The organism is Pedobacter sp. GW456-11-11-14-TSB4 (assembly GCF_059424425.1).
The window spans coordinates 828084-846131 of the sequence record NZ_JBWKZK010000001.1 but is presented as its reverse complement, the minus strand read 5'-3'; the positions used below and the strand labels follow the sequence as shown (position 1 = coordinate 846131).

17 protein-coding genes are annotated in these 18048 nt (G+C 34.2%); 5 read left to right on the top strand and 12 right to left on the bottom strand.

The window, feature by feature from the left end:
* Window positions 1-5: 5 nt before the first annotated feature.
* Together AC07XU_RS03785 and AC07XU_RS03780 are read right to left on the bottom strand one after the other, a co-directional pair.
* Complete coding sequence (locus AC07XU_RS03785; protein WP_494942290.1) at window positions 6-914, bottom strand: ABC transporter ATP-binding protein; 909 nt, start codon at window positions 912-914, stop codon at window positions 6-8.
* Window positions 915-916: 2 nt separating this feature from the next.
* Window positions 917-1090 (bottom strand): hypothetical protein, encoded by a 174-nt coding sequence (locus AC07XU_RS03780; RefSeq protein WP_494942289.1) that lies wholly within the window; start codon window positions 1088-1090, stop codon window positions 917-919.
* Window positions 1091-1347: 257 nt separating this feature from the next.
* On the opposite strand from AC07XU_RS03780, the gene AC07XU_RS03775 reads away from it, so the two are divergent.
* Both AC07XU_RS03775 and AC07XU_RS03770 read left to right on the top strand, forming a co-directional pair.
* Window positions 1348-2376 carry a sensor histidine kinase gene (locus AC07XU_RS03775; protein ID WP_494942288.1) on the top strand — a complete coding sequence of 343 codons (1029 nt, stop codon included), beginning with the start codon at window positions 1348-1350 and terminating at the stop codon, window positions 2374-2376.
* The gene (locus tag AC07XU_RS03770; RefSeq protein ID WP_494942287.1) at window positions 2373-3122 is read left to right on the top strand and encodes a LytR/AlgR family response regulator transcription factor; all 750 of its coding nucleotides are present in this window, start codon (window positions 2373-2375) and stop codon (window positions 3120-3122) included. The genes AC07XU_RS03775 and AC07XU_RS03770 overlap by 4 nt, the downstream gene beginning before the upstream one ends.
* Window positions 3123-3211: 89 nt before the next feature.
* Here AC07XU_RS03770 and AC07XU_RS03765 read toward each other — a convergent pair whose 3' ends face one another.
* From AC07XU_RS03765 to AC07XU_RS03745, 5 genes are all read right to left on the bottom strand, one after another.
* Complete coding sequence (locus AC07XU_RS03765) at window positions 3212-4090, bottom strand: TraB/GumN family protein (protein WP_494942286.1); 879 nt, start codon at window positions 4088-4090, stop codon at window positions 3212-3214.
* A gap of 220 nt (window positions 4091-4310) precedes the next feature.
* A complete protein-coding gene (locus AC07XU_RS03760; RefSeq protein WP_494942285.1) occupies window positions 4311-5060 on the bottom strand; it encodes a lysophospholipid acyltransferase family protein in 750 nt (249 codons plus the stop codon).
* Between the two features lie 5 nt (window positions 5061-5065).
* The gene (locus AC07XU_RS03755) at window positions 5066-5620 is read right to left on the bottom strand and encodes an NUDIX domain-containing protein (RefSeq protein ID WP_494942284.1); all 555 of its coding nucleotides are present in this window, start codon (window positions 5618-5620) and stop codon (window positions 5066-5068) included.
* Between the two features lie 369 nt (window positions 5621-5989).
* Window positions 5990-8368, bottom strand: coding sequence for a TonB-dependent receptor (locus tag AC07XU_RS03750; RefSeq protein ID WP_494942283.1), 2379 nt, complete (start codon window positions 8366-8368; stop codon window positions 5990-5992).
* Window positions 8369-8418: 50 nt separating this feature from the next.
* On the bottom strand, window positions 8419-10908 hold the full coding sequence (locus AC07XU_RS03745) for a TonB-dependent receptor (RefSeq protein WP_494942282.1): 2490 nt from the start codon (window positions 10906-10908) through the stop codon (window positions 8419-8421).
* A 97-nt stretch (window positions 10909-11005) separates the two neighbouring features.
* Between AC07XU_RS03745 and AC07XU_RS03740 the strand changes: the two genes are divergently transcribed.
* Window positions 11006-11605: a thioredoxin family protein gene (locus AC07XU_RS03740; protein WP_494942281.1), complete on the top strand. Its 600-nt coding sequence runs from the start codon at window positions 11006-11008 to the stop codon at window positions 11603-11605.
* On the opposite strand, the gene AC07XU_RS03735 is transcribed toward AC07XU_RS03740, so the two are convergent.
* Both AC07XU_RS03735 and AC07XU_RS03730 read right to left on the bottom strand, forming a co-directional pair.
* The gene (locus AC07XU_RS03735) at window positions 11602-12639 is read right to left on the bottom strand and encodes a serine hydrolase domain-containing protein (RefSeq protein WP_494942280.1); all 1038 of its coding nucleotides are present in this window, start codon (window positions 12637-12639) and stop codon (window positions 11602-11604) included. The genes AC07XU_RS03740 and AC07XU_RS03735 overlap by 4 nt on opposite strands.
* A gap of 1 nt (window position 12640) precedes the next feature.
* Window positions 12641-12925 carry an ATP-dependent Clp protease adaptor ClpS gene (locus AC07XU_RS03730; RefSeq protein ID WP_136874403.1) on the bottom strand — a complete coding sequence of 95 codons (285 nt, stop codon included), beginning with the start codon at window positions 12923-12925 and terminating at the stop codon, window positions 12641-12643.
* A 122-nt stretch (window positions 12926-13047) separates the two neighbouring features.
* On the opposite strand from AC07XU_RS03730, the gene AC07XU_RS03725 reads away from it, so the two are divergent.
* Both AC07XU_RS03725 and AC07XU_RS03720 read left to right on the top strand, forming a co-directional pair.
* The gene (locus AC07XU_RS03725; RefSeq protein WP_494942279.1) at window positions 13048-14094 is read left to right on the top strand and encodes a 3-oxoacyl-ACP synthase III family protein; all 1047 of its coding nucleotides are present in this window, start codon (window positions 13048-13050) and stop codon (window positions 14092-14094) included.
* A 153-nt stretch (window positions 14095-14247) separates the two neighbouring features.
* Window positions 14248-15192 (top strand): Smr/MutS family protein, encoded by a 945-nt coding sequence (locus AC07XU_RS03720; protein ID WP_494942278.1) that lies wholly within the window; start codon window positions 14248-14250, stop codon window positions 15190-15192.
* 443 nt (window positions 15193-15635) lie between these two features.
* Here the strand turns inward: AC07XU_RS03720 and AC07XU_RS03715 are convergent, their stop codons facing one another.
* The 3 genes from AC07XU_RS03715 to AC07XU_RS03705 all read right to left on the bottom strand — a co-directional run bounded on the left by AC07XU_RS03715 (window position 15636) and on the right by AC07XU_RS03705 (window position 17937).
* The gene (locus AC07XU_RS03715) at window positions 15636-15887 is read right to left on the bottom strand and encodes a hypothetical protein (protein WP_494942277.1); all 252 of its coding nucleotides are present in this window, start codon (window positions 15885-15887) and stop codon (window positions 15636-15638) included.
* Between the two features lie 96 nt (window positions 15888-15983).
* Window positions 15984-16523, bottom strand: coding sequence for a hypothetical protein (locus AC07XU_RS03710; protein WP_494942276.1), 540 nt, complete (start codon window positions 16521-16523; stop codon window positions 15984-15986).
* A gap of 16 nt (window positions 16524-16539) precedes the next feature.
* Window positions 16540-17937, bottom strand: coding sequence for a hypothetical protein (locus AC07XU_RS03705; protein WP_494942275.1), 1398 nt, complete (start codon window positions 17935-17937; stop codon window positions 16540-16542).
* Window positions 17938-18048: the final 111 nt, after the last annotated feature.

The window sequence follows — 18048 nt, the reverse complement described above, 5'->3', positions numbered from 1 at the left end:
GAGCCTTAATTTTTAGATGTGATATCTAAGAATAGATTTTCTAAGTCTTTTCTTTCTTTTGAAATGCTATAAACCGAAACACCATTATTTACCAATAAACTATTAATTTTTCCCATGGCTACTTTATCACTATAGGCAACTGACAATGTTGATTCATCATGATGAATGGTTTCAATACCTTCAGCTTTTAATAGGCTAATTGCTTTTTCTTGATTATCTGCTTCTATTTTAATAGCTGGTTTGCTTAAATCTTGTAAAGCACCAATTGTGCCTTGAAACAACAACTCGCCTTTATTAATTATGCCAACGTGTGTGGCGGTTCTTTCTATTTCTGCTAGTAAATGACTAGATACCAATATGGTTTTACCATGCTTAGCAGTTAAGTCAATCATTAGGTTTCTAATTTCTATAATCCCGTTAGGATCTAAACCATTAGTTGGTTCATCTAGCAATAACAATTCTGGATCTGATATTAAGGCTAAAGCAATTCCTAAACGCTGTTTCATCCCTAAAGAATATTTGCCAGCTTTTTTATTGGCTGCATCTGTTAAGCCAACTAAACTTAGCATTTCGGCACATTTGCTTTTTTTTATTCCTAAAAGGATGCAACGGTTTAATAAATTCTCTTTTCCCGTTAAGTGGCCATAAATAGCAGGTTGCTCTACTAATGAGCCCATTCTTTTTAGGCTTGCAATACGATTACTGTTAATCTCTTTGCCAAAAATAAATACCTGATCGGTTGGAGATTGAAGTAGATTTAATAGAATTTTAATGGTAGTGGTTTTACCAGCTCCATTTGGGCCTAAAAAACCATAAATGCTACCTTTTGGTACTTGTAGCGAAAGGTTTTTAACAACAGCTTGTGCACCGAAGTTATAGTTTAAGCCTACCGTTTCTATTGCGTAGTTGCTCATGCTTATTTTAAAATAGCAGTTGTAGCTTTAACAATTGTGTTTGTAGGAGTTGAGGTTTTAGCCATAACTTCTTCATCTTGAATGTTAGCAGTGCTAGTAGCAAAAGCTAATACCATCATAATAAATACAGGAAACAATAAAAGTAAGAAAGGCGATACGTTTGATAACTTTTTCATGATCTTTTTATTTAGGTTTATTATAGTTGTTTTGTTTTGTTGAACAAATAGAATAATTAATTAAAACCTGCTAAAATCTTTTAGACCAAGTGCATTTTATTATAGATAAACAGCCAAAAAAGGTAGTTTTGTAGATGGTTGTATTTATTGGTCGGTTGGTAGAAAAAAAATGCCCGTTCGTCGAAAGTAAGCCCTAAAAATAAATGAAATATTTACTTTGTGTACCAATTAGACGGTTATCGTAAAAATTTAAATTGATGAAAAGTAAAGGTGAAATTATCTTAAACGTGATTTTTTGGCTGTTAATTCTTGCAGTTATCGTAACTGGAGTATCCATGGCACCGAATAAACTCAATTGGTTTGAGCTTTGCGTAGAATTTGGTTTCTATGGCTTAATTAACGTATCGTTATTTTATATCAATTATTTTATTTTGATACCAAATCTTATTAAGATTAAGCAAAAGGCATGGCTATTTCTAGTTGCCATTATCAGCTTACTCTGCGTTAGCGTATTTATAAAGTTAGGCATAGCAGTGCTATATCCAGAAGTCATTTTAGAGTATAAGTCTGGAAATAGTTTGCAAGTAAAAAGCTATAACGTGTATATGTTGCAAGCGCTTTTTATGAGCGGATTTTTTATCGTAATTAGTTCTTTATTAAAGTTTGCAGCAGATTGGTTTTCGAATGAGCGGATACAACGTAAGTTAGAAAGTGAGAAAAAAGACATGGAATTACAGTTTTTAAAATCGCAATTGAACCCACATTTTTTATTCAACTCTTTAAATAATATTTATTCTTTAGCTTACCAAAAATCAGAAAAAACCGCCGATGCCATTTTAAAGCTCTCAGAAATTATGCGATATATGATTTATGAGAGTAATGACAGTTGGGTAGATTTAAGTAAAGAAGTTGAATATGTAACCAGTTTTGTAGAGTTACAAAAATTGAGGTTTAAAGATGGTGCTGCAGTTAATATTACCATAAATGGTGAGATTGATGGACAAAAAATTGTTCCACTGATTTTAATTTCTTTTGTAGAAAATGCATTTAAACACGGTGTGGCAAATGATGCAAATGATCCGATAAAAATTAACATAATAGCCAACCAAAAAATACTACACTTTAGTGTAAGCAATAAAAAAAGCAAAACCAATAAAGATGCCATGGGCGGGGTTGGCCTAAATAACGTAGAACGAAGATTACAATTATTATATCCCGAAAGGTATAAATTAAATATTGTAAATTCGGCTACCCATTACACTACAGAATTGATGCTAGACTTATGATTTTAAAATGTATTGCCGTTGACGATGAGCCTTTAGCGCTTGATATAATTGAAGATTATGTTTCGAAAGTTCCATTTTTAGAACTGGTAAAACGTACCGAAAATGCTATTGAAGCTTTACAGTTAGTGCAAGCTGGTGGCATAGATTTGGTATTTTTAGATATCCAAATGCCAGATTTAACTGGTATCCAGTTCTTAAAAATTGCTAGTGGTAAAGCCAATTACATTTTAACAACGGCTTATTCTCAGTATGCTTTAGAGAGTTATGATTTAAATGTTTCTGATTATTTATTAAAGCCAATTGCATTTGATCGTTTTTACAAAGCGGTAGAAAAAGTACATAACCAAATGCAAAAGGCCGAGCCTGCAGCAGCTCCAGAACCACCACAAATACAAAGTTTTGTATCTGCACCTGCGCCACAACAGGTACAAGATTTTATTTTTGTTAAAACAGAGCATAAAATTCAGAAAATACAGCTTGATGATATTTTATACATCGAAGGGCTTAAAGACTATATTTCTATATTTACCAAAACAGAGCGAGTGATTACCTTACAAAACATGAAAAAAATGGAAGAAACTTTACCAAAAGGTGATTTCATTCGTGTGCATAAATCTTATATCATTGCCTTAGATAAAATTGAAAGCATTGAACGTAGTAGAATTGCAATTGCAGGTAAGATCATCCCGGTAGGGGATACTTATAGAGATGTGTTTTTTAGATTGATAGACGGAAAGAATATATAATCCCCCTCTAAATCTTGCCGAAGGGGCAGACTGTTGCAAACTTTTTCATTCCTTTCTGCCGCTGTAGAGAGGAATGATAAAGAACTTTATTAATTTGTAGCAATGGGTTTAACGATATAACCTTTTGCTCTAAAACCATTAATTAAACCATCTTTACCCACCAAATGTCCGGCACCAACGGCAATAAATAAACTCTTGTTTTGCATAATTGATGGTAGTTTCTCTAGCCATTTTACATTTCGATTTTTTAATAAACGGTCAGCTTCTTCAGGCGTAAAATCATCTAATTTGGTAAAGGTTTTTTCGGTTGCTGTTAAGTTTTGTTTGATGTAATCTTTATACAACTTTTCAGCTACTTTTTTATTCTTCTTCTCCTGCTTTACATATTTAACCAGCATTTCTTTTTGCCTTTGTAAACTACTGCCAAACAAAACTGCTCCTTGCTCTTCTACAGTTTCTAAACCAATTAATTCTTTTTTATTTTCTTTTCCATAATCTTGAAAGTATTGATCTATAGCAGGGTTTGTGGCAGTAAATGTTTTAGGAGATGTAAGTTGCAAGATTAATGTTTGCAAAGCCATCGGACTAAAATTATTGAACATTTTAATATTGTACTTACCAAGTTTTTTCAAATAATTATCAACCAATTGATATTCTTTTTCATTCAGTAATTTATCTAATGTATTGTTATTCATCAACATAAAAGGCATTAATTTCATACCTAATGTTTGGTCTATAATAAGTTCGCCAACAATTGTTTCGGCAGCCGTTAATTTCTGCTTTACCACTTTCATTGTGTCTACAAAGCCTTTATCAGCAAAATGGTAAGTGCCAAAAAGGTATGATGGTTTAGTTAATTCTTTGCCAGAAATTTCCCAAAGTAAAGTGTTGTTTGGGTTTTTCTTTTGGGCATTGGCCGATAAGGAAAAACTTAAAAAGAAGATGAAAATGTGTGGAAATAATTTCATGGTGTTTCGTTTGCTACTGTTGTATGCCAACAAGGGATGCGTTATTGGTGGTTAGGTTCTCACGTTAGCGTCCTCGCCAACGTTTGTCTAAAGATTTAATGTTAATCTTTCAAAATTTAGTCAGTCTGAGCGTAGTTGAAGACCTATAGTTGCGCTTCGACTACGCTCAGCGTGACATATCTATATATTTTCTTCTGAAGCCGTCTCTCCCAACAGTTTGTTAATCAATAATTTTTGGTTGATTTAATTTTTCTCTTATTGCATTCTCTGCTGCTAAAACAATTTCTTCGGCATTTTTATCTGTTTTATCTATTGGGTTTAAAACTGTCCATTTAATAGGGTTGCCAACTGTTAACGGGAACATTCCAAAACGTACAATCTTCCATGAATTTTCAATAGCTATAGGAACCAATAGCGCATCTGGTACAACTTTTAAAAGCGTGGCAATACCACCAACCTGAAATGGTTTTAGTTTACCATCTTTGGCCCTAGTTCCTTCTGCAAAAATAACGGTGCTCCAGTTATTTTCTTTCATCCTTCTGCCGAGTTTAATCAGTTCCGCAACAGCTTGTTTACTGTCTTTTCTATCGATGTTTGCTCCACCGCCTACACGTAAATTATAAGAAATGGATGGAATGTTTTTAGTTAACTCAATTTTTGAAATGAATTTAGGGTGATGCTTGCGTAAAAACCAAATCATGCCAGGTATATCGTACATACTTTGGTGATTGGCCACAAAAATAATTGGCTGGTTAGCAGGTAGATTTTGCTGATTGACAAACGTAACCGAATTAAATAACGACCAATTGGTATACGTTAAAAAAAAGTTCAGCACATCTACTGATGATTTGTGTGCTTTGTAGCCAAAAAATTTAAAACATATCCATTGTATAGGATGGAAGATGCATAAAAAACCAAAAAATAAGAGGTAAAATAAAGGTGTAAATATGTACCCAAAAAATTTGCTCATCGTGTTTAAATTTTTCCTTCTTGTATTAATATTTTTGTTTTTAAAATGGCAGCTACACTTATGCTGTCGGTAATTAAACCATCTATAACCATTTGGTAGGCTTCGGTAAATGGTAGCTTTTTAACTATCAATTGTTCAGTTTCTTCTGGTGTTGCTTCGCCAAACTGCAAATGTTTTGCAATGTAAATAATTGCCAGTTCATCACTTACTGAGTTAGAAAGATGCATGCGTTGTATTTCTATAAAATGGTTAGCAGTTAAGCCAGTTTCTTCAGCAAGTTCTCTTTTTGCACTTTCTAAAGGATTGCTGCCAACCGGCCCACCTCCTTCAACAATTTCCCAGCTGTAATTTTTGGTAGGAAAACGGTATTGCCCGACTAGCCAAGTGTTATAAGCTTCGTCTAATGGTAAAATGCCAATGGCGATGTTTTTAAAGTGAACTTCGCCATAAATGCCTTTGCCACCAGATGGATTTATCACCTGATGCTCGGTGAGTTTAATCCAATTGTTGTCGTAAATTTCTTTACTGTTTAAAACTTGCCAAGGGTTGCTTTCGCTCATGTGTGCAAGATACGGAGGTTTGATGAATTTTTTAATTATTAGAAGTTTTTGTCATTCAGTATGGTTAAGAATTGCTAAAGTTTTGTTCCTATCGCTAGGGCTTGCCTCGGTTCGACGGGCAATTTTTATGCTTTGTTTGCTCAATACATTAACCACAGATGAAATGGATGAACACAGATACTTACCCAGTTTTTATGTGCGTTTGTTAGAAATGATTGTTTCTTCTTCTGTATTTGATTTAATAAACCGGATTGCAGCGGCATACCCCGATTTAAATATGGTTTGCTTTCCTTTTCTTACAGGATTATCGGGGATATAGCGCAGAGCCGGACTGAAATTTCCCAAACGCTACAGGCATTGCTTTTCTAATTATTGTTTGCTAGGCGGGGGCGGTATGGTTGGTTTAGTAGATTTAATTTTGGTAAAACGATAGTTTAAGCTAAGGTTTAAATTGCTAGAGTTGTTGGTAGAAAAGTTTTGAGAAATAAAATTTAACCCTTGGCTTACGGAGTTGTTATTTCTACGGCCAAAAGGATCGCTGGTGCTTACGCGAACCGACCAAGTGTTTTTGAAAAAGCTTTTACGGGCACCAAAACTGCTAATGATTGAGCCTTTGTTGCGACCTTGTGCGTTAATGTTGTTGGCGTAATTGATGTTCGATTCGAAGGCAGTTTTATACGGCAATTGCATTGATAAACCTAAAGTTGCGCCATAACTCAATCCATCTCGGTTTAGCGATGAATTTAAAGTTGATGAATATTTACCTTGTACAATATTAAAGCTTCCGTTGGCCGTTATTTTATTGGTAGGTCTAAAATTTCCGTTTAACCAAAGTGCAATTCTGGTGTTTGAACCCACGTTATCAAAAGTGCTTTCAGAAATTCCGTTTGCATTTACAATTCTATATCTTTCGATAACGCCGCTACTAATAGAATAAGAAATACGTGGTGTAAAAGACCACTTTTGCCCAAATGCGCCAAAACTTACATCCATTTGGTGCGTATAATTAGGATCGAGGTTCGGATTACCGTAAGAGATATTTAGCGAATCGGCATTGTTAATTTGCGGATTTAAGGCGTTTTCTCTCGGTCTATTGATACGAACGCTATAAGTTGCGCCCAAGTTGTAACGCTTTTTAAAGAAACGATTGATGGAAACGTTAGGAAATAAACTTAAATATGGATTTACATTGTATTGTTGGCCAGTAGAAAGGTCGAAGTTTACATTTGTATATTCTGCCCTTAAACCGCCTTTTAAACTCCAACCTTCTTTGCGGTAATTATATGATGCGTAGCTTGCTAAAATATTTTCTTTGAAAAAGAATTTATTACTTAGTTTTTGATTGGTTACAAATTGTTGGGTTGCAAAATTGAAATTTTCTACAAATAAATCGTTTTCGTTTTTGCGGTAATTGTAAGCTACACCAAACTCAATGCGATCGCGTTTTTTAAAAACAGGTTTATCGTAATCTAAATTAAATGTTAATCCATCATTCGCAATTTCATTTTGGTTTTGTTGTAAAGTAGGATTTAAATTAGCCGGAAAAGCAAAAGCTCGATTAAATGAGGAAAAATCGTTATTTGAGTTGGTGTTTAAAGTAATCCCAATTTGCAATTTGCCACCGCTAGTATCGGTTTGTAAACTATAATCTGAATTAAAAACGAAATTTTTGTTGTTGCCATTGCCCAAATTAGATTGGTTACGTAAGCGGGTTTCTATATAATCTTCATTAAGGTAGTAAAATTGATTACCCGATTGACGATCGCTGCTGTTGGCATTATAGTTTGTAGATATCCGTAAATTTTGTTTTGGATTGATGTCCCAGTCGAAGCCTAGCCTAAAATTACCTCCATTATTGGTGTTGTCGAAATTGTTGAATTGGTTGTAATAAAAAGTGGTATCGGGGAAAAAGTTAGTTCTAAAACTTTCGCTATTGCCATTGCCAATATTATGGCGATAAGCCGCACTGCCACTTAAATTATAGTTTTTGCCTTTGTAAGATGCATTTCCGTTTGCGTTGGTATTGCCCTGGGTGCCAACGTTAACACCAACATTGCCATTAAAACCCACTTTAAAGCCTTTTTTCATTACAATGTTTAAAATGCCTTCTCCATCGCCAGAGTATTTTGCCGGTGGATTTGTCATCACCTCTATTTTATCAATCGCATCAGAAGGTAACACATTGAGCAAGTCAGCAATGTTAGCTGTCATGTACTCAGACGGTTTTCCATCTATAAAAACACGAGTACTTCTTTTGCCAGCAATGCTTGCTTTTCCATCAATATCAACCGTAACCATAGGCACGTTTTTAAGTACATCGGTTGCGGTGCTACCTTCGGCTAAAACAGAAGCGCCAACATTGTAGGTAATCATATCTGCACCAAACTCTACCACGGGTTTTTGGGCGGTTATCACCACTTCGTTAAGGTTACTTTGTTCGCTGGCTAGTTTTAAATTGCCTAAATTTTTGTCCAAATCTTTTGGCGTTATGGTAACATCATCAACAAATAAAGAAGTAAAACCGATGTAACTCACCTTTACTTTGTAAATGCCAGGTTTTAGGTTGATGAATTTAAAAATGCCAGACTCATCTGTTTGGATGGTTTGCAAAGGTTGCTCTGCAGTTGCCTCAAAAACCGAAACCACTGCAAAAGGAATTGCTAATCCGCCAACCTCTTCAACAATTTTACCTCTAATAATACCTTTTTCGGCAGCATAGCCATTTATTGCTGTAAACAAAACCAGCATTAATGAAAAAAAATAGTGGAGTAGCGTTTTCAATTGGTAATTAAAAAATATTAAAAAGTTTCTTCATCTGGTCTATTGTTCTGCTCATCTGGTTTTTTGGTTTTTTTTGGCATAAAATCAGTTTTTCCAAAACGATATGAAAAAGTTAAGTTAGCCTGTGTACCACCCCATAATCTGCTAAAATCTACTACAGATGTTGTACCTGTTGTTTCCATTTGCCATCTTCTGCTGGCAAAAATATCTCTAATGTTCAAGCTCAAACTTGCTTTTTTATTGATATCGTATTTTGCACCACCATCAAGTCCGTACATCGCTCTGCGAATACCTTGCGCCATCACTTCTCTTGCTCGGTAATCGCCTCTAATTTGTAAAGTTATTCCGTAAGGTAAGGTAAAGTTATTGGTTAAATTGGCATTATAACTAAAGCCAGAGTTTTCTAAAATACCGAAAGCAGGTACACCTTGTATTTTGCTTTGGTAAAGGTTAATGTTTGCAGTAAAGTTCCATTTTTTAAATAAATCGAACTTACCAATTAACTCTAAACCGCTTGCAATATTGCGAGTTAAGTTTTGTGGCGTAGTAATGGTTATACCGTTTTGATCTGGTTCTGTTCTAATTCTTTGGATCACATCATTAGTTTGGCGCAAGTATGCAGAAGAAATTACTGAGAACTTATCCCAAAATTTGCTGTAGCTTAACTCAAATGCATGCACATCTTCTGGTTGTAAGTTTGGGTTACCCTGACGATAGTTAAACGGGTCAGAAACATCTAAAAATGGATTGGTATCCCATCCACGCGGTCTGTTCACTCTACGGCTATAACTTGCTTGTATTTGCTGTTCGCCTTTAAATTTCTGGGTTAAGAAAATACTCGGATAAATTCTGGTATAAGCTACTTTACCGGGGGTGAAATTGATGTTAGAATTAATATCATAAGCGCCTAATTGCGTCTCTAACAATGCGTCTTCTGCTCTTAAACCAAGCTGATAACCAAAGTTTTTAATCTGGTTTTGATAGTTTGCATATACGGCATGAACTTGATCTTTATTATTAAAATCATTGCTTAATGCATAGTTAAAGTTAAAATTGCCATCTACCGGGCTCAATTGATCTGCAAATGTGTAACTTTCAGATATCCTAACCTGACTTCTATAGCCCGCTTCTAATCTTCCAAATTCACCAAGTGGTTTGATATAGTCAACTTGGGCAGTGTAGTTTTTGTTATAGCTATCGCGATCGGTACGTTGTATATCTAAATCGTTAATGGCATTGCCGTTGCTGTTAAAAAAATTGGTGTTGTAAATTTGGTAATTATCGTTATTTCCTTCAGAAAAACTAAAGTTAGCCGTAATTTCTTCTTTCGGATTTTTAAATTTTTGAGAAAAATCTAAGTTTAAATCGTAGCTGTTGTTTTTTTGTGTTTCATCATTAGTTCGGTTACTTAATGAGATTGGATTTAAATTTATCCCTAACTGATTAATGTTTAACAATTCACTTTCATCGCCGGTTCTGTTGTTATAGCCAGCGGCAAAGCTAATTGTCGTTTTTTCTGCCAAGTAATAATCTAAGCCAGCTTTTATATTGTGGCCCATGTTTAAATCTCTCGAATCATTATTTTGGTTGGTAAAAGCTAAGCCCGTTGTAGTTGGAGATAAATAGGTAATATTGTTAAAACCATTCCCAATTCTGTATCCATGACGATAACTATAATTACCAAAAAGGTTCACTTTACTGTTTTGAAAGCTTAAACTAGTATTTGCATTATAATTTTCTCTATTTCCGCCAGTTAAGGCTAAAGAGCCATTAAACCCTAGTTTTTTATTTTTCTTTAAAACAATGTTGATGATACCTGATTGCCCTTCAGCATCGTACTTTGCAGACGGATTTGTAATTAGCTCTACACTTTCAATTGAGCTTGCCGGTATAGATTGTAGTATTTGGGCAACGTTACCACCACCAATTAATGATGGTTTACCATCAATCAAAACCCTAACACCAGATGAACCACGTAGGCTTACGTTACCCTCAATATCAGTTTGTACTGACGGTACATTTTGTAGTAAATCTGTTGCAGATCCGCCTTCACTCACAATACTTTGATCAACAGAAAATACTTTTTTATCTATACCCAGTTGCATGGTAGCTTTAGGCGCATTAATGGTTACTTCATTTAGTAAATTTCCTTTGGATAGTTTCATTTTAATATCGCCAAAATTTACAGTTTTAACTGTGTTTGAAATTGATACCGAATCTCTAACCATGGTTTGAAAACCTACATAACTAGCTTTAAAAGTGTAAACCCCATTGGGGATATTTGTTATGGTAAAAGCACCATTAACATCACTTTGAATAATTTTAACGTTGGCTTTGGTTTTTCTATCTAATAATAAAGCAGAAGCAAAAGGAATAGTTTCGTTGGTTTGTGCATCAAGAATTCTGCCGCTAATTTTACCTTCTCCGGTAGTTTGTGCAGAAATTTTTACGGTTATAATACAGAATGTTAGTGTAAATAGTAGAACTTTGTTAATAATGTGTCTCATCTAAAATCTTTAGGTTTCGTGTTTGTATGTTAAAAGGACAAAGGTCGCCGTTAAAGGTTTAAAAAAAGAGGCGTAACTATTTTATTACAGCCATTTTATGCTTAATTACAGTAATATTTTTGATAGCGGAATGAATTATTCTTCCTATCGTGAATTGGTTCATTCGCTACTTTTAGCAGGTAAAACAACAGGCGAAGATTCATCAGAGGCAATGTTGCATTATACCAAAACGAACAAACAGCGAATGAATAGGGTAGAGAAAACCACCGTTTTAAATGCTGATGTTTTATCTGCCATTGCAAACATTAAAAAAACCTATAAATTTTTGGTAATTACCGAAGGTTGGTGCGGAGATGCCGCTCAAATTGTGCCGGTTATCAATCAAATAGTTTCGGCTACGCCAGATAAATTTAGTCTTAAATTGGTGTTAAGGGATCAGAATTTACCTTTAATTGATGCACATTTAACCAACGGGGGAAGAGCAATTCCTGTACTTTTAATTTTAGATGAAAATAATGAGCTTGTTTTGCCAAAATGGGGTCCGCGACCAGCAGTTTTGCAAAATTTGTTGGCCGAGTGGAAACGTGAAACAAGTGAAATGATGGTTTTAGCAGAGCGATTACATGGTTGGTATGCAAAAGACAAAACGCTAGCCACACAAGCAGAGTTAACCGAGGTTTTGAGGAAACTAAGTTAAAGTTCTAGCCAATTTTTAACATGCCATGTTGCTTTTCCGAAGTATTGATTAAATAGGGGTTGCATTAAAGTTAAACCATTATTACTGTTAGTAAAGCACACTAAAATTTTTTGCTGTTCAGGATAAATCATAAAGAATGATTTAAAGTCACCATTGTCTCCCCAATGCCAAAATGCTGTGCCTAACTCATTTTTTTGCACCCCTATTCCTAAAGACCAAAATATGTTTTCGGCATTGGTTTTTGGTTTAGCTGGGTTATTAACACTTATAGAATTTGAGGATAATAATTGAATATGCTTTTTAAGCATAGCTGATAAAAATTTGGCATAATCAGCAGAAGTAGTATACAAAGAGAATGCTGCATTTGGCAAAAAAAACTCACTCCTATCTGTCATTTCTCCTTTATTGTTGTATCCAAAGGCTGCAACATCGGTAAATCTGTTTTGCCAAATAAACGAAGAGTTTTTCATTGCTAATGGCTTAAAAACCCATTCATCTGCAATTTGTTGTAAGTCTTTTTTAAGAATTTGTTGTATCGCGAGTTGTAAAAAAACAAATCCCTCACCGGCATATTGCCATTTAGTGCCTGGCTCAAAATGGGTTTTTAACACTGAAGTTCCCCAAGCTTTTGACAATGGGTTCTCGGCCCAATTTGGTAAACCAGAAGTATGCATTAATACCTTTCTAGCTGTTATTTTTGAAGCAGAAGTATCGTTTTTTAAACGATTATAATCGAAATAATTTAATAGTGGTTTATCTAAATCGATTAGGTTTTTACTTCTCATTTCTAAACAGATGTAAGCCAAAACGACTTTGCTTAATGAAGCTGCTTGAAAAATAGTATGCTCATTTACTTTTAATTTTTCATCTAGATCTGCAAACCCGATAAAAGAATGAGCTGTTTTTTCTTTGTTTACAAAAGTAATTTGGGCTCCTGCAACTTTATTTATTTTGAGTAAACTATCAATTGGCTGCTGTGAAAAACTAGCATTAAAATAGCTTAAAAATAATAAAGAAAGCAGTAAAGGTTTCATTTTAATCAACCGAAACAGTTAAACCCTCTTGCTGTAAAATTTTACGGTAAACTTCCATTTCGGTAAAAGAACCTTCTAAAACCGCACACTTACCTTTGTTGTGCACTTCCCAGGCAATTTTTTCTGCTTGTGTTTCGCTATAATCAAGGTATTTCATCATGCACCAAATTACATGCTCAAAAGTATTTACATCATCATTCCATAATATTAAACGATGTACCGTTTTTAATGATGTTAAAATTTCTTCGAGTGTAAAGGTTTCCTCCTTGGTTTCAGTAGCCGCCATAGTGCAAAAATAAGCAAAAGTAGCAAGTAGTTAGTATCTAGTATCAAGATTAATTCAATTACCATATCTCATCTCTCATGTCTAAGCAAAATCATTACCTTTGCAAACCAAATTAAAACCAAATGCAAAGTTCAAAAATCGCCGGTATCGGTTATTACGTTCCAAAAAATGTATACACCAATGATGATTTATCTCGTTTTATGGAAACCAATGATGAATGGATCCAAGAACGTACAGGGATAAAAGAACGTCGCTTTGCTGATAGATTAGGTGAAACTACTACTACAATGGGCGTTGAGGCTGCTAAAATTGCCATTGAACGAGCAGGGATAACTGCCCAAGATGTTGATTTTATCATCTTCGCTACACTAAGTCCCGATTATTATTTTCCAGGATGCGGCGTTTTGTTGCAACGCGAAATGAAAATGAAAGAAATTGGTGCATTAGATGTTCGTAACCAATGCTCAGGGTTTTTGTATGCATTATCCATAGCCGATCAGTTCATTAAAACTGGAATGTATAAAAACATATTAGTTGTAGGCAGCGAAAAGCATTCATTTGCGATGGATTTTGAAACAAGAAGCAGAAATGTTTCGGTAATTTTTGGCGACGGGGCAGGAGCAGTTGTGCTGCAACCAACACAAAAAGAAGGACAAGGAATTTTAAGTACACATTTACATAGTGATGGTGCTGATGCAGAAATCTTAGCGATGTTTTATCCTGGTGCTGCAGCAAATAAATGGTTGCCAGAAAAGCCAGGTTACCCAGAGCAAGAGTTAGGTGGCTTGTTTATGACTACAGAGCAATTGGAAAGTGGTGCTGCATTACCTTACATGGATGGACCCGCAGTATTTAAAAAAGCGGTGGTTAAATTTCCGGAGGTAATTAAAGAAGCTTTGGCTGCCAATAATTTAACGCCTCAAGATATTGACATGTTGGTGCCACATCAAGCAAATTTGCGTATTAGTCAGTATGTGCAGCAATTGTTGGGCTTACGCGATGATCAAGTTTTTAATAACATACAAAAATACGGTAATACTACTGCAGCTTCGGTACCAATTGCTCTATGCGAAGCTTGGGAAGCTGGTAAAATTAAAGAAGGCGATTTAGTATGTTTGGCAGCGTTTGGCTCAGGTTTTACTTGGGCGAGTGCATTGATCAGGTGGTAGTTCAATTTACGAGTTTAGATTGACGAATTATGATTACTTACCACCATAAAAAAGTAGGATAATGAAGTCTATCAAGCTTTTTATATTTGGTCGTGATAAGAAATTATATCTTCCGGACTTCGGAAATCCGACTTTCGAACTAAAAAATAAAATATGTTTAAACTAGGTGATTTTGTTCGTTTTGTAGACGAAAAGAGAGAAGGATATGTTACGCGGATAATTGATGCGCAAACGTTGGGTGTTACCGATACCGATGGATTTGAAATTCCGGTAGCAATAAGTAATCTTACCCATGTGCATGGTCACCAATCTACACCAAATAAGCAGGGCGATAAACAAGCTCCAGTTATTGTTGATGATGAATTCAAAGAGATTGGTATTTTTCTCGCAGTTGCGGAAGATTCTAAAGCAAGTGCCGTTGCCCATTTTACATTGATTAACAATACTTCTTATCAGCTTTTGCTAAGTTTAAAAACTGATAAAAAAGGAGTGTACAAAGGAGAATTTGCAAGTGCTATACAACCTAAAACAAGTACGCAGTTGTATAGTGCTAACCTTGCCGATTTAGAAGTTTGGCCAGAGTTTACTTTTCAGATTTTGTATTTTTCTACCGCAAATATTAAACCTGTTGCACCACTAAATATTACTAGAAAATTTAAAGCAAAAGATTTTAGTGGGGCAAAAAAACAAGTGCCAGAAATTAATAAATACGCATGGCTGATACAGTTAGACGAGCCTGTTAAATTAATTGATGCCCAAAAACTAAAGGAAAGCTTTTTTAAAGCCCCAACTGAAAAACCAAAAGTTGCGCAACCAAAAACTGAGATCGATTTACATATCGAAAAAATAAGAGACGACCATCAGTTTCTCAATCAATCTGAAATTGTTGATATCCAATTAAATTATTTTCAGCAAATGCTGGATGCGGCAATTGTTCATCAAATGCCATCCATTGTTTTTATACATGGAGTTGGCAATGGTACTTTAAGGCATCACATTCATAAAACGATAAGTAAACATCCGCAGGTGCGTACTTTTTTAGATGCAAGGAAAGAGAAATTTGGCTTTGGCGCTACAGAGGTAGTTTTTAAAGTTTAATTTTTGCCAAATAAAATTATAGGTTTATACTATCGGCTGGTGTCTCACCAGCCGAATTTTTTTAATGGAAAATATTAACTTCCTTTTGCAGATCTTGTCATTTGCTCCAACATATCCCACATTTCTGAAGGGATTGCTTCTAAGCAATTCGCTACAATTTTCTGCTTGAAGTTTTTTATTTACTTTAAAAAAGTTATGTTCTTTAAAATGATATCTAAAGCTTTTTTAGCTTTTTGCTTTTCTCCTACGTCATAATTTATTGAACCGCTTACAGCGTATGTATAATTTTTATTAACTACATAAAAACCATAATAATAAAAATCAGTATACTCGTCATTGTAAATAAAAACAAAATTTTTATGAATCGTCCCTAAACTATTTTCATAATTTTTGTTGCTAAGTTTTAATCTATTTCTTCTATTTTCTTGAGAATTTTTGATTTCCTAAAGTAAATTTTTATCTCCATTAATTTTTCCAAAGTGGTAACTCATAAACATTCCTTCGTATTCATATTCCCCGCCTTTAAATATATCTACAGTACCATCTTTTGGGTTATAAATCATTTGAGGTTTGTTGACCTTCTTACTTCCTTTGGGTAAAATAATTACTACAGTATCGTTTCTAATTTCTTGGCTTAGGGCGTTTATACTGATAGTTATTAATAGAAGTATAAAAAATATTGCTTTTGTTTTCATTTGTTTTAGGACATTTCTTCTTATTTAGTTTTGTTATACCACATGAAGTATATTTAAGGTTCAGCTAATTATTTAGCTAAGCTTTAAAGTTTTTTACTAACTAATCCTGACACAATATTTTTTTACTAATTTCCATCCAACTTTTGTTTTAGCATATAGTCCAAGATTGCTATATCCACATCTCGGTCCACAATTATATTCGGCATAAAAAAGTATATATTTTAAATCCTTACTAACTAAAGGTGATGAAAAACTATAATATCCTTCTCCAAATTTTTTTCTAAAATAAACCCACGCTTTCTGGCTATTTATATCTGGCAATGCTGTATTTGAAATAAATATTGCGTTTTGAATTTTTGTTTGATCCCAAATTACACCATCTTTTTTCATGATGGTTGACATATCAGTTTCATCAAATAAATTAAACTCTTTTTCGAAAGTAATTTTAAAAAAGCAATCTTTTGCATTGTGCACTGGTGTAGTTGCTAACAATACAACACTATCATTTTTTAAAACATACTTTATATAATAGGCTAAAAAATCTTTTATAATTAAATCTTTTTTAGTTGTTTCATCTGTTTTGTGTTGGCATGAAAAAAATACTATTCCAAATGCGATTAATATTAAATTTAACATTAGGCGCCTACTCGAATTAAATTTTTTCATAAGTAATTGAACCTGTTGCGTAATTAAACCAAACCCTTCCACCATACATTTCATTTTCAAACTGAAATCCCGCGTCATTTAAAGCATTCTCATATGGCAAGAAAATTTGAGTGTAATTTTCTCCAAAATGTATAAATTCATGCAAAATACTTACTGCGATATAAAACTCTAATGCTGTAGCGTAATCTTTATATAAAAAATTATTTGAAGTTAATAGATGACTTCCAATTTCTATTGTATTAGTAGTAGAGTTATAATGATCAGCTATATTAGATAATTCTTTCACAATTATTTTTGGTCCAAAACCTGATTTTAAATTGCTTAAGATTTTCTCTTTTGAAAGATGAGTGAATTTTATCAAAGCCGCCATAAGCTTTGGGTCATTTTTAACTTTCATATATAATCCATCAATTATTTTAGCTAATGTTGGATACCTAATTCTATCAAGAAGTGAAATATCTATTTTCGTTAGATTTGCATTATCCGTTTCAACACTAAACGGCAATGTAGCAAGAGGAGTGTAACCACCATCACCCCCACCACTGCACACCGTAACCCACTCTACGCGGCTGTGCCAAGTGCAGGTTGTAGAGCCGGTTGTGGCTATTGCAAAACTTAGTTTATTACTCCCAGTGCCAGTTGGTAAGTTAGACTGGAGTATCGGGCCAGCAGTGATACATTCTTGATAGTAAACAAAGTTTGGGTTTGTTGTACAGTTTGAACCAATACTCATTGTTTTTCCATTATTACGGCTTCCTTTGGCTTCATCTAGTGGGTTAAGCTGTAAAAAATTACCTGCATTATTAGTCTCATTTTTTGTAATGCTTATTATTTGCACCACCTTGCCATTGTTATATAACCATCCATTGGTAAATTTACTGCCAAGTGAATAGTACATTACACTACCACTAAAATCTTGCAACTTCCTGTAATGTAATTGGTTGGCGTTGGTGGTATTGCCATTAGTAAGCATAAAGCCCGCACACTTATTATCATTGGCATCTATAAACAATAATAGCTTTATAGTGGTTCTGGCAAGTTCAGCTTCTTTTTTGCCATCATCTAAATCTAAATTACCAAAAACGTTCATTAACTTATTGGGGTTTTGGCATGGTACCTCAAAAATGATAATGCCATCCTGCTCTGTTTGTGAGTAACTATCCCAGCGTGGTATTAAAGAGTTTACAAAGCCAGAGTCTTTAACTTCACTTTTTTGACTGAGATACCAGTTCTTAACTTTTTCAATATTAATTGAGCTGGGCGCCAGTGAATTTTTATATTCCTTTTTACAAGAGCCTATAATAAAAAAAATGCCCACAAGTAAGATTAAATAGTTTTGGCTAATTTTTGTAAGGGGGGTGGTAAATGTGTATTGTTTTTCCATAAAAAGCGTTTAATTTTTTTAATTTAGAAACAATAATTTTAAACTGAAAATTTTTTACACAAATTATTAGTTTTTTAGTAACTAATTAATTATTAGTTATTTATGTTTCCT

Bases quoted from the DNA above. Each gene is read 5' to 3' on its own strand.
- AC07XU_RS03770 (WP_494942287.1), top strand. From the start codon at position 2,373: ATGATTTTAAAATGTATTGCCGTTGACGATGAGCCTTTAGCGCTTGAT.
- AC07XU_RS03705 (WP_494942275.1), bottom strand. From the start codon at position 17,937: ATGGAAAAACAATACACATTTACCACCCCCCTTACAAAAATTAGCCAA.
- AC07XU_RS03715 (WP_494942277.1), bottom strand. From the start codon at position 15,887: ATGAAAACAAAAGCAATATTTTTTATACTTCTATTAATAACTATCAGT.
- AC07XU_RS03725 (WP_494942279.1), top strand. From the start codon at position 13,048: ATGCAAAGTTCAAAAATCGCCGGTATCGGTTATTACGTTCCAAAAAAT.
- AC07XU_RS03755 (WP_494942284.1), bottom strand. From the start codon at position 5,620: ATGAGCGAAAGCAACCCTTGGCAAGTTTTAAACAGTAAAGAAATTTAC.
- AC07XU_RS03745 (WP_494942282.1), bottom strand. From the start codon at position 10,908: ATGAGACACATTATTAACAAAGTTCTACTATTTACACTAACATTCTGT.
- AC07XU_RS03765 (WP_494942286.1), bottom strand. From the start codon at position 4,090: ATGAAATTATTTCCACACATTTTCATCTTCTTTTTAAGTTTTTCCTTA.
- AC07XU_RS03730 (WP_136874403.1), bottom strand. From the start codon at position 12,925: ATGGCGGCTACTGAAACCAAGGAGGAAACCTTTACACTCGAAGAAATT.
- AC07XU_RS03710 (WP_494942276.1), bottom strand. From the start codon at position 16,523: ATGTTAAATTTAATATTAATCGCATTTGGAATAGTATTTTTTTCATGC.
- AC07XU_RS03780 (WP_494942289.1), bottom strand. From the start codon at position 1,090: ATGAAAAAGTTATCAAACGTATCGCCTTTCTTACTTTTATTGTTTCCT.
- AC07XU_RS03720 (WP_494942278.1), top strand. From the start codon at position 14,248: ATGTTTAAACTAGGTGATTTTGTTCGTTTTGTAGACGAAAAGAGAGAA.
- AC07XU_RS03760 (WP_494942285.1), bottom strand. From the start codon at position 5,060: ATGAGCAAATTTTTTGGGTACATATTTACACCTTTATTTTACCTCTTA.
- AC07XU_RS03785 (WP_494942290.1), bottom strand. From the start codon at position 914: ATGAGCAACTACGCAATAGAAACGGTAGGCTTAAACTATAACTTCGGT.
- AC07XU_RS03735 (WP_494942280.1), bottom strand. From the start codon at position 12,639: ATGAAACCTTTACTGCTTTCTTTATTATTTTTAAGCTATTTTAATGCT.
- AC07XU_RS03740 (WP_494942281.1), top strand. From the start codon at position 11,006: ATGCTTAATTACAGTAATATTTTTGATAGCGGAATGAATTATTCTTCC.
- AC07XU_RS03775 (WP_494942288.1), top strand. From the start codon at position 1,348: ATGAAAAGTAAAGGTGAAATTATCTTAAACGTGATTTTTTGGCTGTTA.
- AC07XU_RS03750 (WP_494942283.1), bottom strand. From the start codon at position 8,368: ATGCTGGTTTTGTTTACAGCAATAAATGGCTATGCTGCCGAAAAAGGT.